General features: G+C 37.1%; 13 protein-coding genes. 11 read left to right on the top strand and 2 right to left on the bottom strand.

Translation table 11 applies throughout. The features are described 5' to 3' along the window. Positions 1 to 12: 12 nt before the first annotated feature. From ACFPM4_RS09365 to brnQ, 9 genes are all read left to right on the top strand, one after another. Complete coding sequence (locus tag ACFPM4_RS09365; RefSeq protein ID WP_144922043.1) at positions 13 to 726, top strand: amino acid ABC transporter permease; 714 nt, start codon at positions 13 to 15, stop codon at positions 724 to 726. A gap of 20 nt (positions 727 to 746) precedes the next feature. Continuing rightward, positions 747 to 1,484, top strand: coding sequence for an amino acid ABC transporter ATP-binding protein (locus ACFPM4_RS09360; RefSeq protein WP_382350592.1), 738 nt, complete (start codon positions 747 to 749; stop codon positions 1,482 to 1,484). Positions 1,485 to 1,793: 309 nt separating this feature from the next. Further along, on the top strand, positions 1,794 to 2,828 hold the full coding sequence (locus ACFPM4_RS09355; RefSeq protein ID WP_382350589.1) for an acyl-CoA dehydrogenase family protein: 1,035 nt from the start codon (positions 1,794 to 1,796) through the stop codon (positions 2,826 to 2,828). A gap of 63 nt (positions 2,829 to 2,891) precedes the next feature. Further along, positions 2,892 to 3,608: a metallophosphoesterase family protein gene (locus ACFPM4_RS09350; RefSeq protein WP_382350586.1), complete on the top strand. Its 717-nt coding sequence runs from the start codon at positions 2,892 to 2,894 to the stop codon at positions 3,606 to 3,608. An 11-nt stretch (positions 3,609 to 3,619) separates the two neighbouring features. Next, on the top strand, positions 3,620 to 4,423 hold the full coding sequence (locus ACFPM4_RS09345; RefSeq protein WP_382350583.1) for an ABC transporter ATP-binding protein: 804 nt from the start codon (positions 3,620 to 3,622) through the stop codon (positions 4,421 to 4,423). A gap of 122 nt (positions 4,424 to 4,545) precedes the next feature. Beyond that, entirely contained in the window at positions 4,546 to 6,003 is a 1,458-nt protein-coding gene (nagE, locus tag ACFPM4_RS09340) for an N-acetylglucosamine-specific PTS transporter subunit IIBC (protein ID WP_382350982.1), read from the top strand. Positions 6,004 to 6,127: 124 nt separating this feature from the next. Then, a complete protein-coding gene (locus ACFPM4_RS09335; RefSeq protein WP_382350580.1) occupies positions 6,128 to 7,618 on the top strand; it encodes a glycoside hydrolase family 32 protein in 1,491 nt (496 codons plus the stop codon). A 721-nt stretch (positions 7,619 to 8,339) separates the two neighbouring features. Then, positions 8,340 to 9,845 (top strand): amidase, encoded by a 1,506-nt coding sequence (locus tag ACFPM4_RS09330; protein WP_382350577.1) that lies wholly within the window; start codon positions 8,340 to 8,342, stop codon positions 9,843 to 9,845. Between the two features lie 75 nt (positions 9,846 to 9,920). Continuing rightward, the gene (gene brnQ, locus ACFPM4_RS09325; protein WP_382350574.1) at positions 9,921 to 11,249 is read left to right on the top strand and encodes a branched-chain amino acid transport system II carrier protein; all 1,329 of its coding nucleotides are present in this window, start codon (positions 9,921 to 9,923) and stop codon (positions 11,247 to 11,249) included. Positions 11,250 to 11,261: 12 nt separating this feature from the next. On the opposite strand, the gene ACFPM4_RS09320 is transcribed toward brnQ, so the two are convergent. Continuing rightward, positions 11,262 to 12,119 (bottom strand): AraC family transcriptional regulator, encoded by an 858-nt coding sequence (locus tag ACFPM4_RS09320; protein ID WP_382350571.1) that lies wholly within the window; start codon positions 12,117 to 12,119, stop codon positions 11,262 to 11,264. Positions 12,120 to 12,320: 201 nt separating this feature from the next. Here ACFPM4_RS09320 and ACFPM4_RS09315 point away from each other — a divergent pair, with 201 nt between their 5' ends. Both ACFPM4_RS09315 and ACFPM4_RS09310 read left to right on the top strand, forming a co-directional pair. Then, complete coding sequence (locus ACFPM4_RS09315; protein ID WP_382350568.1) at positions 12,321 to 13,496, top strand: family 43 glycosylhydrolase; 1,176 nt, start codon at positions 12,321 to 12,323, stop codon at positions 13,494 to 13,496. Positions 13,497 to 13,523: 27 nt separating this feature from the next. Then, the gene (locus ACFPM4_RS09310) at positions 13,524 to 15,608 is read left to right on the top strand and encodes a glycoside hydrolase family 172 protein (protein ID WP_382350565.1); all 2,085 of its coding nucleotides are present in this window, start codon (positions 13,524 to 13,526) and stop codon (positions 15,606 to 15,608) included. A 44-nt stretch (positions 15,609 to 15,652) separates the two neighbouring features. Here ACFPM4_RS09310 and ACFPM4_RS09305 read toward each other — a convergent pair whose 3' ends face one another. Then, the gene (locus tag ACFPM4_RS09305; protein WP_144928970.1) at positions 15,653 to 16,270 is read right to left on the bottom strand and encodes a YktB family protein; all 618 of its coding nucleotides are present in this window, start codon (positions 16,268 to 16,270) and stop codon (positions 15,653 to 15,655) included. Between the last annotated feature and the right edge of the window lie 21 nt (positions 16,271 to 16,291).

Here is a 16,291-nt window from a genome sequence, read left to right as displayed (position 1 = left end):
GTAGGTGAGAATATGTCCAGTCAACTTGATTTTGAGTTTTTAATAGATACATTTTTTGTAGCTTTATCTGGTGTGCCGATTGCGTTATTGATTACTGTTGTAGCAATGACGATTGCACTACCATTAGGTTTTTTACTCGCCTTAACGAGAATAAATAGATTACCGATATTGAGTCAGTTTTCAAGTGTGTATGTTTCTTTTGTCCGTGGTACACCAGTCATTGTTCAAATTTTTATTATCTATAATAGTGTGCCAATCTTGTTAGAGGAGATTTTCCAAAAATACGATGTTGGAATGAAGGTGTATGATGTAAATCCAATTTGGTATGCATTTATCGTGTTTTCCTTAAATACGACTGCAATTCTCATTGAAGTATTTCGATCTGCGATTAGTACTGTTAGTAAAGGGCAGTTAGAAGCAGCGATGGCAGTGGGATTAACAACTCTGCAAGCATTTAGAAGAATCATTATTCCACAAACATTAGTTGTTGCACTACCAAATATATGTACAGCAACTGTAAATTTAATTAAGGCGACTTCCCTTGGTTACGCGATGTCACTACATGAGATTACGTTAAGAGCACAAGTAGCGGCCAACCCGGGTTACAATTATGTAGAAGCATATATAGATATATTTTTAGTATATTTGATTATTTGTAGTCTAGTTGAATTCTTATTTAAGTTATATGAAAAACGCTTGTCTAAATATAAATTAGTCATTGCCTGATAAGATAGGGGGCAGTAATGATGTTACAAATAAAAAATATCCACAAATCCTTTGGAAAAAATCAAATCTTAAAGGGAGTAGACGTTCAAATTGAAAAAGGTGACGTAACCGTAATTTTAGGTCCAAGTGGTTCAGGAAAAACAACTTTTCTACGTTGCATTAATTTTTTAGAACGTGCTGATGAAGGGGAAATAAAGGTAGATAATATAGAAACGAGTTTTAATAAAGCTCGTAAGAAAGATATTTTAGCCATTCGCAAAAAAACAGCTTTTGTTTTTCAAAATTACAGTTTATTTAATAACAAAACGGCACTTGGTAATGTAACAGAGGGTTTAGTTGTTGGAAGGAAAATTCCAAAAGCGAAAGCAATAGAAATTGGTAAGCAAGCACTTGATAAAGTAGGGCTATCTGACAAATATGATGCCTATCCCTCTCAACTTTCTGGTGGCCAGCAACAAAGGGTAGGTATTGCTCGAGCAATAGCAGTCAACCCAGATATTATACTTTTCGATGAACCAACATCTGCACTTGACCCAGAACTAGTCGGAGAAGTATTAGAAGTGATGAGAACTTTAGCGAATGAGGGGAAAACAATGCTCGTAGTCACCCACGAAATGTCCTTTGCGAGGGATGTAGCTAATAAAGTAATCTTTATGGATGATGGCGTGATTGTGGAAGAAGGAACACCTGACGAAATATTTGCCGCACCAAAAGAAGTAAGAACACAACAATTTTTAAAACGAATATTAAGAGATTAAAGCGTTTCTACATGAGTAGGAGTGCTTTTTTTGTACTTAAGGGTTGAAAGGTGTGGGATATTAGAGATATCGGGGGTAATACTTGCGGTAAAGAGAGTGATATTCGCACTATCTGAAAAATACTCACAGAGTCGCTAAAAATACTTACGTTAGAAATGCAATTTGCGGACACTTGGTAAATTGGCTAGGCAGGGAATTATACTCTCGTGTAGAAACGGACTTCTCATAAATGAGGCTATCATTCAATTAGCTTTTCATCTAAAACTATTTTAATATTAAAATTATGATGCAATTTCTTAGGAGGTTAACATGTTTACAAACGAAACTATTAATAAGTTAAGAAGTCATTCCAAACATATGGATAAAACAAGAGAAGTACCAGCAGAAGTTCTAGACTGGATGTATGCGGAGAAATTATTTAAGTTATTTGTTCCAGAAACATTAGGTGGAAGAATGCTTACACTACCAGAAGCAGTTCAAGTTTTTCAAAAAACAGCGGCTATTGATGGCAATATTGGCTGGCTAACGACGATTGGATCAGGTGGAGGTATGTTTGTTGCTAACTTCACAGAAGAATGGGCAGATAAACTTTTTACACCTGAAAATGCTGTTCTTGCTGGGAGCGGGCATCCAACTGGAAAAGCAGTCAAAACGGATGATGGATATATCGTAAATGGTACATGGAGATATTGCAGTGGTTCTCAATTTGCATCGTTTTTTACCGCTAATTGTATGACAGACGATGATGAGATTGTTAGTTTTATATTAATGAAAGAGCAAGTTCAAGTAGTAGAGGATTGGGATGCATTTGGATTAAAGGCTACTGGGAGCCACACGATAAAAGTGGAGAATGCCCTAGTACCTGAGGATCGCACTTTTAGTATTTTTGAAATAAAAAACAATTTTAAAGGACTTGTACATAGTTTCCCATTCGTTCAATTTTCGCAAGCATCCTTTGCAGCAGTTTGCCTTGGAATAGGGGAACACTTTTTTGAAGAAGCAACAGCAATTGCTGAAAAGAATAAGGATAGGTGGTCAGAATTACGATTCAGTAATGTAACTGATAAAATAAAAGAGCAAGAAAGTGTATATAAGGCTGCCGTAGACAATTTTTATAGTGGAATCACCTCATTATGGAATAATCATGAAGTCGGCATCTCTTTATTAGATGAAGAATTAGAGGCTTTTAGTTCTACATGTAAGCAGTCAGCTCAAGCAACCTTCGATGGTGTTCAATCATTAATCCGAATGTTAGGAATGGAAGCTGTTATGGAATCATCCACATTAAATCACATTTGGCGTGATTTATACACAGCTGGGCAACACAGTTTTTTAACACAATAAATAATTGAAGTTTTTTCAAATATTAGCTATGCTCTTAAAAAATAAAGATAAGAGGTGCTGAAAATGAGACTCGCATTTATTTCCGATATTCATGGTAATGCCGTTGCGCTTGATGCAGTTTTAAAGGATATCGAAACTCGAAATGTCGATAAGGTTTTTGTTCTGGGAGACATTTGCTATCGTGGACCGGAACCGAAGCGCGCGTTGCAACTTGTTCAATCATTGAACTGCGAAGTAATTAAAGGAAATGCAGATGAGTGGGTTGTACGTGGCGTGAAAGCAGGAGAAGTTCCGGACCAAGCTTTTGATATGATGACACAGGAGCGAGAATGGATTTATGCGCAGCTAGATAGTGAAGACATTGAGTATTTACAACAGCTACCAACTAATATCAACTTTTCTCATAATGGGATGAACATTCATGCTTTCCATGCAACACCAAGTAGCTTATTTGATATTGTTCTACCTTCAGAAACTGATGCGACTATCGAGGAAAAATTACTTGTCGAAGGAACTGACATCTCGATATATGCCCATATTCATAAACCATATATTCGCTATATAAAAGGAAAATGTGTGATGAATATTGGTAGTGTTGGACTTCCATTTGATGGAACACGAAAGTCATCCTATGCCATAGTTGATGTGGAGGAAAGTAGCTTCCAAACCTCGATTGTCCGAGTTGATTATGATGTAGAACGAGTGATACAACAATATCAAGAAGTGAACTATCCCAATGCACAATTAATGGCAAAGGTATTAGAAAACGCTAGTTTATAAGGATGGATTAGATGAGTAAAGTAATAACATTGCATGATGTTTCACTTAGGAAAAATGGAAATGAAATATTAAAGAATGTAAATTGGGAAGTGAATGAGGGGGAGCACTGGGCCATACTTGGGTTGAATGGCTCTGGTAAAACATCGCTTCTTAATATAATTACAGGCTATCATTTTGCTACAACTGGTGAGGTTTCTGTATTAGGAAATCTCTTTGGAAGCACAAACCTACCAGAGCTACGTAAGGAAATAGGGTATGTGAGTAGTTCCCTTGAACGTTTTTCACAAGTGATGGACTATGAAACGGTAGAAGAGATTGTCGTAAGTGGTAAGTTTGCTAGTTTTGGGATATATGAACAAGTTTCTGATGCTGATTGGCAAAAAGCAGAACGAATATTGACAAAACTGAGGTTAGATTATTTATTAAGAAAACCATATCAATATCTGTCACAAGGGGAAAAAAGAAGGGTGCTAATAGCAAGAGCATTAATGAACGATCCGAAAATACTCATTTTTGATGAACCATGCTCCGGGCTTGATGTACTCTCTCGCGAAGAAGTGTTGTTACTCGTACAAGAAGTAGTCAAGGAACAATGCCATGTACTATATGTTACACATCATATCGAAGAAATAACGAAGGAAATCACACATGTTCTCCTACTTAATAAAGGACAAGTAGTAGCCGCAGGACCAAAAGAGGAAGTAGTTACTAATCAATTACTTTCAGAAGCTTTCCATATCCCAGTCAACATTCACTGGGAAAATAGTAGGCCCTGGTTAACTGTATTGAATGAAGACATCGTGAAAAAGGGGTAAAACTTTTTTTCACGATGTCTTTTTGTTTGGAATAGTGAATAAAGTGTATTCATACTAATATTTGGGAAAACATAACGGGAAAGACTGCAATTATATTTTTGAAAAGATGGGAGGAAATCTCTATTATGAAGTATCTTCAAAATATTGGTCGTTCGCTTATGTTACCTGTTGCGGTTCTACCAGCTGCGGCTATTCTAATGGGTATTGGTTATTGGATTGATCCAGAGGGATGGGGAGCAGGGAGTCCAATAGCCGCTTTCTTAATTAAATCAGGCCAATCGATTATCGATAATATGTCGATACTATTTGCTGTCGGTGTCGCATTGGGGATGTCAAAAGATAAGGATGGTTCTGCTGCTTTAAGTGGTCTTGTTGCCTATTTAGTTACAACAACACTTCTATCAACTGAGTCTGTTGCTATGTTACAAGGAATTGAGGAAGCAGATGTAAATGCTGCATTTGGAAAAATAGAGAATCAATTTATCGGAATTATTTCAGGTATTGTAGCCTCGATTATGTACAACCGTTTCAGTCATGTAAAATTACCAGACGCATTAGCTTTCTTCAGTGGTAAGCGTTTGGTTCCAATAATGTCAGCGGTTTCTATGTTGCTTGTTTCGTTAGTGCTATTTTTTGCATGGCCAGTCATCTATTCAGCACTCGTTTCCTTTGGTAATGCAATTAGTAATTTAGAATATATTGGTGCTGGGTTATATGGTTTCTTTAACCGTTTATTAATTCCAACAGGCCTTCACCATGCATTAAACTCTGTATTCTGGTTTGATGTTGCAGGAATAAATGATATTGCAAACTTCTGGGCTGGTAAAGGGGAAAAAGGTGTAACAGGTATGTACCAAGCTGGATTCTTCCCGGTTATGATGTTTGGTTTGCCAGCTGCAGCTCTTGCTATGTACCATTCAGCAAAGAAGGAAAAAAAGAAAGATACTGCATCTTTGATGTTAGCAGCTGGGTTTGCTTCTTTCTTTACAGGTGTTACAGAGCCGCTAGAGTTCGCGTTTATGTTTGTAGCGCCTGCTTTATATGTCACTCATGCAGTGTTAACAGGGCTATCGCTAGGAATTGCAGCATTTTTCCATTGGACCGCCGGATTTGGTTTTAGTGCCGGTTTCGTAGACTTTTTCCTAAGCTCTAGGTTACCACTCGCAAATAGTCCTTATATGTTACTAGTTCAAGGTTTAGTGTTTGCAGTAATTTATTATTTGTTATTCCGCTTCTTAATCGCTAAGTTCAACTTAACAACTCCTGGAAGAGAAGATGATTCAGAAGAAATCATCGAGGATGCTGTTGAAGAAGATACAAATGCAGAAGGGGATAAATATGCAATAATGGCCAGGAAAATATACGAAGGACTAGGATCCGATGCTAACGTTACTGCGGTGGATCATTGTGCCACTCGCCTACGTGTCGATGTAAAAGATATGGATACAGTGGACCAAAAGAAGATAAAGAGTACTGGTGTCCCTGGTATCAATATTGTTGGACAAAATAGTATCCAAGTCATTGTAGGTCCACAAGTGCAATTTGTGTATGATGAGGTAAAGAAAATGAGAAATAAATAATAATGTTAGTAGGAATATAGTGTGTTGTTCCAGCTATATTCCTTTTTTGATGTTTACTTTTATAAGGAAATAATTAACAATAGAAGCATATAGATGAAGATATTGTGATAAAGGAGTGGAGATAATGAGGAACAAAGAAATCCAGTCAGAGCAAGCATCACATATACAATTAATTGAACGTGCAAATAATACACTTCATAAGGAAGTAAAATCTATTAATACTAAGTATCGATTGAACTACCACTTTATGCCTCCCGTCCATTGGATGAATGACCCAAATGGATTAATTTTTTATAAGGGAGAATACCATCTATTTTATCAACACTATCCGTATGCACCAAAATGGGGGCCGATGCATTGGGGACATGCAAAAAGTAAGGACTTATTCCATTGGGAGCATCTGCCAGTAGCCTTAGCTCCATCTGAATGGTATGACAAAGGGGAGTTAGAATCTCATGGATGTTGGTCAGGTAGCGCGGTAGATGATGATGGTGTATTAACACTGATCTATACTGGACATGTTGAGGAAAATCATCCACAGGAAACACAGTGTGTTGCTAGAAGTAAAGATGGCATCCACTTTGAAAAATATGAAAATAACCCAGTCATTAAAGCGGCACCAGAAGAAAATTGTTTCGGATTTAGAGACCCTAAAGTATGGAAACATGAAGATAAATGGTACATGATTGTAGGTTCAGGTAAAGATGAAATTGGAAAAATACATCTCTATCAATCAAAAGATTTAAATACATGGGATTATATGGGCGTCGCTGTAGAAAGTGATGGGACGATGGGGAATATGTGGGAATGCCCTGATTTATTTCCACTTCAGGATAAACATGTATTAGTTATTTCACCAATGAATATAAAAGAAAGGAATTTATATGCAATTGGTGATATGGATTATGATGCAGGAAAATTTACTTTTGATCATTTTCAAGTTCTTGATTTTGGAAGCGATTTCTACGCATCGCAAACATTATTAGATGATAAGAATAGAAGAATACTAATCGCTTGGATGGAAATATGGGGATCTAAGTCTATTGAAGAAGCGAAAGATTATGGTTGGCTTGGAGCAATGACGATACCTAGAGAACTAATTGTGGCTGAGAATGGAACATTACTCATGCGTCCTGTTGAAGAACATAAACAATTAAGAAATCGCCATTTTTCATTTAAAAACATCACATTAGAAAATGAAACGACGATAATAGATAAATTCAGTGAAGTGAGTTATGAACTGAATGCATTAATTGAAATTAATGAGAATGTGCAAGAAGTAGGTTTTTCTCTTCGTTGCTCAGAGGATGATACAGAAAAAACGGTTGTAACATATAAAGTGGTAGAAGGTTTATTAGAAGTTAATAAAAACCTTTCCGGAAATGGAGTGCAAGGTATTAGTGTTGCTCAATTGAATCATAAAGATGGCCGTATTCACTTACAAATATTTGTTGATGTATCCTCAATCGAAGTATTTGCGAATCAGGGTGAAAAAGTTATTACCAATAGAATATATCCTTCTGAAACTAGTAAACAAGTAAAAGTATTTACTAGAGGAGGAAAAGCAACCATTAACATGGATGTGTGGACAATTGATAGTGTATGGGATGAGTAGTTGAATAGTATTCTTGCTTTATTAAAAATGATGGTTTGAGTTTTAGGGTGGATTGTTAATTAGGAAGGTACTATTGAAGGTTTTGATCTGGATTTCTGTTAGGAATGATGATTAGAGCGGTTCTATTACGCAATTTGATTGGGATATCGTAGTGAAATGTCTTATAGGAGCTTCTATAAGACATTTTGCTTTGAGTTCAGGGATGAAATGTCCAATAGAGCGGTTCTATGGGACATTATGCTATGGAATCAGCAATGAGATGTCCATTAGAGTGGTTCTATTTGACATTATGCTATGGAATCAGCAATGAAATGTCCAATAGAGTGTTTCTATCGGACATTTTTCTATGGATTCTGTGATGAAATGTCCAATAGAGTGTTTCTATCGGACATTTTGCTATGGATTCCGTGATGAAATGTCCAATAGAGTGTTTCTATCAGACATTTTGCTATGGATTCCGTGATGAAATGTCCAATAGAGTGTTTCTATCGGACATTTTGCATTGAATTCAACATTATAACGTCCATTAGAACGCATCTATCATCCATTTTATCCATAATTCCATACTGAAATGTCAACCTTACCAATCACATAGTGCTTACCCCAAAAAGAAGTCATCAAGAATACACTTTTCCCATAACGAGTAGCTTGAAGGCAGTTAAATTAAGTGTGCTAATCAAACATGATACAATAGCTTTAAAATGCCATAGAGGTGTTATACATGAATCTTCATACATACACAAAACTAGATGCTACGGATATAGCAGAGTTAATCAAGAAAAAGGAAGTAACTCCCAGGGAGATACTTAAACTAAGTTTTGCTCAAATGGAAAAAGTAAATCCAGACTTGAATGCTGTTGTCCATCATAGAATGGATAAGGTATTGGAGGAAGCAGAGAACTTCTCAAATAATGGCCCTTTTGCGGGGGTACCAATCTTATTAAAAAATATTTCTCAATCATTAAAAGGGGAGCCGATTACCTCTGGATCGAGTTTATTCCAATCATCGATAGCAAATCGTAATTCCTATTTCGTCGATAAAATATTAAAAACTGGATTTCTTGTGACTGGGCATACAAATACACCAGAATTTGGTCTGAAAAATATAACTGAGCCACGAATTTATGGGCCGTCGAGAAATCCTTGGAATACGGACTATTCTCCTGGAGGCTCCAGTGGTGGAGCGGCGGCAGCAATTGCATCTGGGATTGTTCCGCTAGCAGGAGCAAGTGATGGAGGAGGCTCAATCCGTATACCAGCATCATTCACAAGCTTAGTTGGTCTTAAGCCAACGAGAGGAAGGACGCCAGTTGGACCTGGAGCTGGACGTCAATGGCAAGGTGCTTCGATTGATTTTGTGTTAAGTAAAACGGTAAGAGATAGTGCAGCAATGCTCGATGCGCTTCAAGTTATACAACAATCAGCTGCATTCCACACTCCTTTGCTTCCTGGTAGTTCACTCGACATTTTAGGTAAACCATTTACAAAACCATTAAAAGTTGCCTTCTCAACAGCATCTCCAGTAGGAACTCCCGTTTCGGATGATGCTAAGCAAGCTGTCTTAAAAATTGTTAAATGGTTAGAATCTGAAGGTCATGTAGTAGAAGAACGTGATAATGGAGTAGATGGCGTCCAATTAATGCGTAATTACTATCTTATGAATAGTGGAGAAATATCCGGATTGGTCGAACAAGTGGAACAAGCGATTGGACGACCGGTCTCAGAAAAAGATTTGGAAATTGAATCTTGGTTATTAAATGAAGCAGGTAAATGTGTTACCGCTGCACAATATTCTGCAAGTCTTGCATCATGGGACAATGCTGCAGCGCAAATGGCGGACTTACATGAAGAATTCGATCTTTATATTACACCTACAAATGCTAATATTGCTCCAAAAATAGGGGAACTAACCCATACCGCTGAAAACGAAGAGAACTTAAGAGAGCAGATGAAAAAAGCAGTTACTAGTGCGGAAAAACAAGAAATTATATATGAAATGTTTTTACCAAGCTTAACCTATACACCTTTTACCCAATTGGCTAATTTAACTGGTCAACCTGCTATATCGGTTCCAGTGCATCTTTCGGAGGCAGGATTACCACTTGGCGTACAATTTATGGCTGCAAAAGGACAAGAAAGATTACTGCTCCAGTTAGCCTCTCAAATAGAACAGACTAGTTTATGGGTAGGGTTGGAAAAATTACCATATTACAAAATATTTAAATAAAGGTTTATTTCGGGACAAATGAAACTTTTTCTATATAATAGATAAGGTGTTGAATTAATTTATAGGAGTTTTATCATGAATCAGTCTCGAAAATTACCTTTTAAAAAGAATATAACAGTCGGTTTAATGTTGTTTGCTTTGTTTCTAGGAGCTGGTAATATTATTTTTCCGCCAGAACTTGGGCAACAAGCAGGTGACAATTTTATATTGTCGATGATTGGATTTTTAATTACAGGAGTGGGCTTACCTTTAATTGCAGTTATTGCGATTGCAAATTCAGGTAGTAATTTTGAAACGATAGCAAGTAGAGTGCACCCTATTTTTGGTGTCTGCTTAACTATTGCTATTTATTTATCGATAGGGCCATTTTTTGGAATTCCTCGTACTGCAACAGTTTCTTATGAAATCGGAGTTATCCCGTTTTTACCGAAATCATTGCAGCATGAGCCTTGGACACTCGCAATATTTACAATCGCATTCTTTCTCATTACAATATTCTTCGCGTTAAATCCAACGAAGATAGTAGATAGGGTTGGAAAAATTCTTACTCCAATTCTACTAATTGTAATTGGGTTACTTGCTCTAAAAAGCTTCTTAACACCAATGGGTACATTTGAAGATCCAAAAGGAGATTTTAGCAACAATGCATTTTTCGAAAGTTTTGTACAAGGTTATTTAACGATGGATGTTATAGCAGCACTTGCTTTTGGTATTGTCGTCATAAATTCCTTAAAGAATGAAGGACTAGAAGCTGGAAAGCCAATGATGAAAGCAACAATATTTGCAGGAATTATTGCATCCATTGGGCTAGCTCTTGTATATATTTCCTTAGGTTATATTGGAGCAACAAGTGTTGGAGCTATTGGAATACAAGAAAATGGTGGTGCCATATTAACGCTCGCATCTAATGTGTTGTATGGATCATCAGGTACTATCATTCTTGCGCTGACCATCATTTTTGCGTGCTTAACGACCTCTATCGGGCTTGTTACTGCATGTGCGCAATACTTCCAAAAGTTGCTACCAAAGCTGTCTTACAAAATTCTCGTTCTCATTTTTGCGGGCTTTAGTGCTTTTGTTGCTAATGTTGGACTGACAAAGCTAATTGAAATATCTGTACCCGTTTTATTAATGATTTACCCACTCGCAATCGTATTAATGTTGATGTCCTTTATTGATAAGACATTCGACCGCAGACCTATCGTTTACACATTACCTTTGGTTGCTACAGCAGTAGTAAGTATTACAGATGGTTTCAAAGCTGCAGGTTTTACATCGTCATCAATCGAAAGCATACTAATCAATCTTCCATTGTATGAGCAAGGAATTGGTTGGTTATTACCTGCAGTCATTGCGGGAATCATTGGATTTTTGATTAGTAAAATTAATGTGAAAAGAGCTTAGTTCCAATTGGAATTAGCTCTTTTTTCGATAATAGGACGGAGATACACCTTCAAATTTTCGAAATGCTCGACTAAATGCATGGATACTGCTGAAGCCAAGTTTTTCAGAAATGATGGTGATGGGAAATGTGGTAAATTGGAGTAATTGTTTTGCTTTCTCTAACCTCATGGCTAAATGAAAATGTATTGGGGTTACTCCATATGTTTTCTTAAAAAGTCTTCCTAAGTAAAATTTATTAAGATTAGCAATCTCTGCTAGTTCATCTAGCGTAACTTCGCGATCTGTATTACGACTAATATAAGCCTTTACTAGCTCCAGTTGTTTAAAGTTGGAAACTAGATGTTTATTTTGCATCCAATGATATTCACGTAACAGTTCCGTCCACAGCTGAATAAATAAGCCTTTGGCGGATATTTCATAATAAGGAAGCTTTCTCTCCATTTCGTTAATAATATCAAAAATAAGTTTTTCAATAATTCCAGGGTTATGTAGTCGTATATGGTTTGGCATATCTGGAATAATATTTGTTCGAAACCACTTATTTTCCTCATCTGACATCATATGTAATGGTTTATATGATACTTTTACCTCCTGGCTATCCTCTTGATAAAAGAAATCAAAATGGATATGAGGTTGATGTAATCTTGAATTACTAATTAATTTAATAGAGTGATGTTCCTTCGGTTTAAAAATAAAAATATCCCCTGGAATCCCATAATAAACTGTATCATTAATAGTAACCTCGAGCTCACCTTCTTTTACATATAATATCTCATAATCAAAGATTACTCGTGTATGTATGTGAAAAGGATCATCAATGATGCTGTCCCATGCAACCCTTATATAGGGAGATAAATAATTTAAGTCCATATGAATCCCTCTCTTTCATACTAGTATATAAAAAATAATACTAAAAAAACGCAATATTAGTTAAGTTTTTCTTTAATAATGCCAAATATTTTAAAGGTAAAATCGGATATAATAGCTATAAGCAACAGGAAAACGTTTACACATATATTAATAGAAAAAAACAATATAAGCAACAAATTTACGATAGGGAGGTAGATGTGGTTGAAGAAGAAACTTTGGTTACCCATTTTGGCTGCAATTGCTGTAGTAATTATCGTAGTAGCAATTGCCATCAACACAGGAAATAAAACAACGACGAACAAGCAAGAAGGTCCAACCGATAAAACTGAAACGAACGCGGATGTTGAAAAGGATAAGGAAAGTGACGAGAAAGAACCCGAAGACACAGGTATCGTTAATCCGGAGGACGTTCCAGAGGGAATGTATCAAAACCCAGTGTTCGAACCAGTATTCGCGGACCCGTCCATTGTTAAAGGGGATGATGGATACTTCTACGCATATGCAACAGAGGATGATTGGGGAGATGGTGCTGGATTGAAAGTAGCACCTATTATACGCTCTAAAAACTTGGTAGATTGGGAGTATATTGGGAAGGCTTTTGAAACAAAACCGAATTGGAAAGATGGTTGGGTTTGGGCCCCTGATGTTCAGAAGTTTAACGGTAAATATTATATGTACTATACAAAATCGACATGGGGGGATCAAAACCCAGGAATTGGTGTCGCGGTAGCAGATGATCCTGCTGGCCCATTTGAAGATCATGGAAAATTAACAGATACAGCAGAAATGGGTGTATATGCAATTGATCCAATGCTCTATGTCGAGGATGGAACACCGTACTTATTTTTCGGAGGAATTACTTCTGGTACCTTTGCGGTTGAATTAGCTCCTGACGGTTTATCCGTTGCTGGTGAACGAATTGATGTTGCAGGACCTAACTACGAAGCCCCATATGTGATAAAACGGGATGACTATTATTACTTATTTGGCTCTAACGGATCCTGTTGTGCAGGGAAAAATAGTTCTTATAATGTAGGGGTTGGTCGTTCTGAGTCATTATTCGGCCCTTATGTAAACAAAAATGGTGATGATATGATACACCACCGTGGAGAACTTCTGTTATTTGGCTATATCCCACCTGAAGAGGGAAAAGGTCATATTGTAGGACCGGGACATAACGCGGTAATTACGGATGATGCTGGGAATGACTGGTTGGTGTATCACGGTATTCCAGCTGATAATCCAACATTAAGTAGTGGAGCAACGAGACGACCATTATTCATCGATAAAATAGAATGGGTGGACGGCTGGCCTACGATTAAAGACTTTAACCCAAGTATCACACCACAAGATGCTCCCATTATAGAGGAACAATAATGCAAGGGTTATACGAGGAGTAATAAAATGAGAAAAAAGCAAATTAGTATTTTAATAGCGATTTTAATAGTTGTTATCGTTACCGCAATATTCATTGCACAAAAATTTGATTCTAATACTACTTCCAACCCAAAAACGGATGAAGTGGAAGATACAACACAAAAAGAGGATAAAGAGAAAGAAGACCTCCCTGATTCCACAACCTATATCAATAAAGTGTTGGATTCCTATGATCAATTACCATTGTTACGATTAGATACATTTGCGGGTGGTGCGTCTAGTTATGACCGCAGTGGTGGAAACTATGATGGTTTTGATAAAGGAAACTTTTTGTACGAGGATGAACACGGTGACAAAGTAATGCTTGATGTAAAAGGACCAGGAACAGTACATCGTATGTGGTTCACTGCCTTTAATGAGTTCAATTCTTATATCAAGATTTATTTTGATGGGGAAGAAGAACCGAGTATTAATATGCGACTAAAAGATGTTTTTACAGGGGACACAGCCCCTTTCCTTGCACCATTAGTACATCATAACTTCCTATCCAGCGGTGGTTTCGTATCAAATGTTCCGTTGAATTTCAACAAATCGATTAAGATTACTACTAATGGAGTTGGAGTCCATAATTTCTACAATATTGGTTATCACCTATATGCCCCTGGTACAGAAGTGAAAACATGGGATGGAACTGAAGATGTAGAAAAAATGAATGATATATGGAATAAGATTTGGAACGGGCAACCAGTGAATGTCCATCAAGACCAAGAAATGGTCGAGGAAACGATAACATTAGAAGCACAGTCAAAACTAGAGGTGGCATTATTAGAAGGTTCTCGAATGATTGATTGGTTATCTTTGAAAATTCCTGGTATTGAACCTTCGCAAATTGCCGGAAAAAAATCGGAAGTAAATGTAGAACATTTATTGCAAGGTATTCGTCTTCAAGCTTATTGGGATGGAGAAGAAGAACCAAGTGTAGATGCACCAATTGGTCCGCTATTTGCAATGGGAATGTTTGAAGTGTATGAAACTCGGTCGATTTATGCTGGAATGGGTTCCGATGGAGAAATGTACTTGAATATACCGATGCCATTTGAGAAAAGTGGAAAAATCGTGTTAGTTAATGATTCAGAAGAAAAGATTGATGGAGTAAGTTTTAAACTAGCTCATCGTGAATTTGCAGAATCCTTTTCAGATGTTGGATATTTTAAAACACAAATGAATCATCAGTTTGCGAAAGCTGGTGATGGAGAAGATTTGCTCATACTAGAAGAAGAAGGTGCAGGACACTTTATTGGTGTTGTTCAATCTGTACGAGTGGAGCTGGGGCAATCATCGATTGAAGATCGTTGGCATTTAGAAGGAGACGAGCGAATTTATATTGACCATAGTGAAACACCGGTAATTCAGGGAACTGGAACAGAAGATTTCTACAATGGAGCATGGTATTTCGGATATGGGGAATTTTCTACTCAACTTGCTGGATACACCTCAGTAAAAGTAGAAAACAATGTGGAATCATCGAGTTACTACCGTTTCTTCATGGCAGAGGCGATACCATTCAGAAGTCATATTAAAGCGTCCATCGAGCATGGCGCAGCAAATGATATTAGTTCTGAAAACTGGTTACTAGCTTTATATTATCATCAGCCTGAACCGAGAATGACGATGACGGATGAATTGGATATAGGTGATACGGCAAGTGAAGAAGAACATAGCTACACAATATCAGGTGAAACTTGGACTGGAAAATTAACACACACGTATGAAGGTAATTTTGCAGAAGGAGTAGAAGATGAAGGTCGTTCACATAACGGTTTTAGCGAATTTTCTATGAAGATAGCGCAAGAAAACAAGGGAGTTGTACTGAGAAGACGTTTTGATCAAATCCTCCCTAATCAATTGGCAGAGGTTTATGTTGATGGTGAACAGGTGGGACCGTGGTATCATGCAGGTTCTAATATAACACATGCATGGCGAGATGCGGACTTCTTCATACCAGAAGAGTTCACTTCAGGTAAAGAAGAAATTACAATCAAAGTCGAATATGTGAAAACAGAAGCAGATGATTGGTCCGAATTCCGATACCAAGCATTTACGCTGAATTAAATAACAAGAGCAGGTTTCCATCCAGGAATACCTGCTCTTTGTCATTATGAATAGGATAATTTGTATATTGGAATAAGTGTTTCAAATGTTTCTTTAACTAATGCAATAAAACGTTCTCCGTCTTGTAGAATGGGATCATTTGCATCAATGTGACGGCCGATAAGAAATTCTGCCTTCTTCACATCACGGAATCGAACGAGTGCTTCTTTTAAATTGATTTCTTCCATCGAGATGGAATCTTTTTTCATATGATCAAGTGATATCACATAGTCATTAGGGATTGTTTCTTCGATAATATCGATATCATTTAAAAACTTCTTAGCTATGTCTGATTTCCCAGGTAATTCATAAATAAATGCTAACCAAATAAACACGTGATCATCAAACAGTCCTACTTGAAAATGAGGATGTTGTTTGTATCCACGCTTATTATTGGCAATTGCCAGCCATGTATCCTTTGGTGGATTAACCGTTCGTCGAGCATGTCTTGCAATATGGAGAAACATCTCATTACCAAGCACTGCTGCTAAATCATCTGTCAGTACTTCACCAATAGCTTGAAACTTCGGCTGAATTCTGTCCTGGATTGCTTCCATTCTTCCTGCAAGACTTTCTATATGAAAAGTATCGAAATCGCGTTTTTCAAAACCAGTAAATTTCATCTTACATCTTACCTCCTGCTG

The organism is Lederbergia graminis, assembly GCF_042655485.1.
Taxonomy (GTDB): domain Bacteria; phylum Bacillota; class Bacilli; order Bacillales; family Bacillaceae_C; genus Lederbergia; species Lederbergia graminis.
The sequence above is the reverse complement of the archived record's forward strand: the minus strand, read 5'-3'. Positions and strand labels throughout refer to the sequence as shown.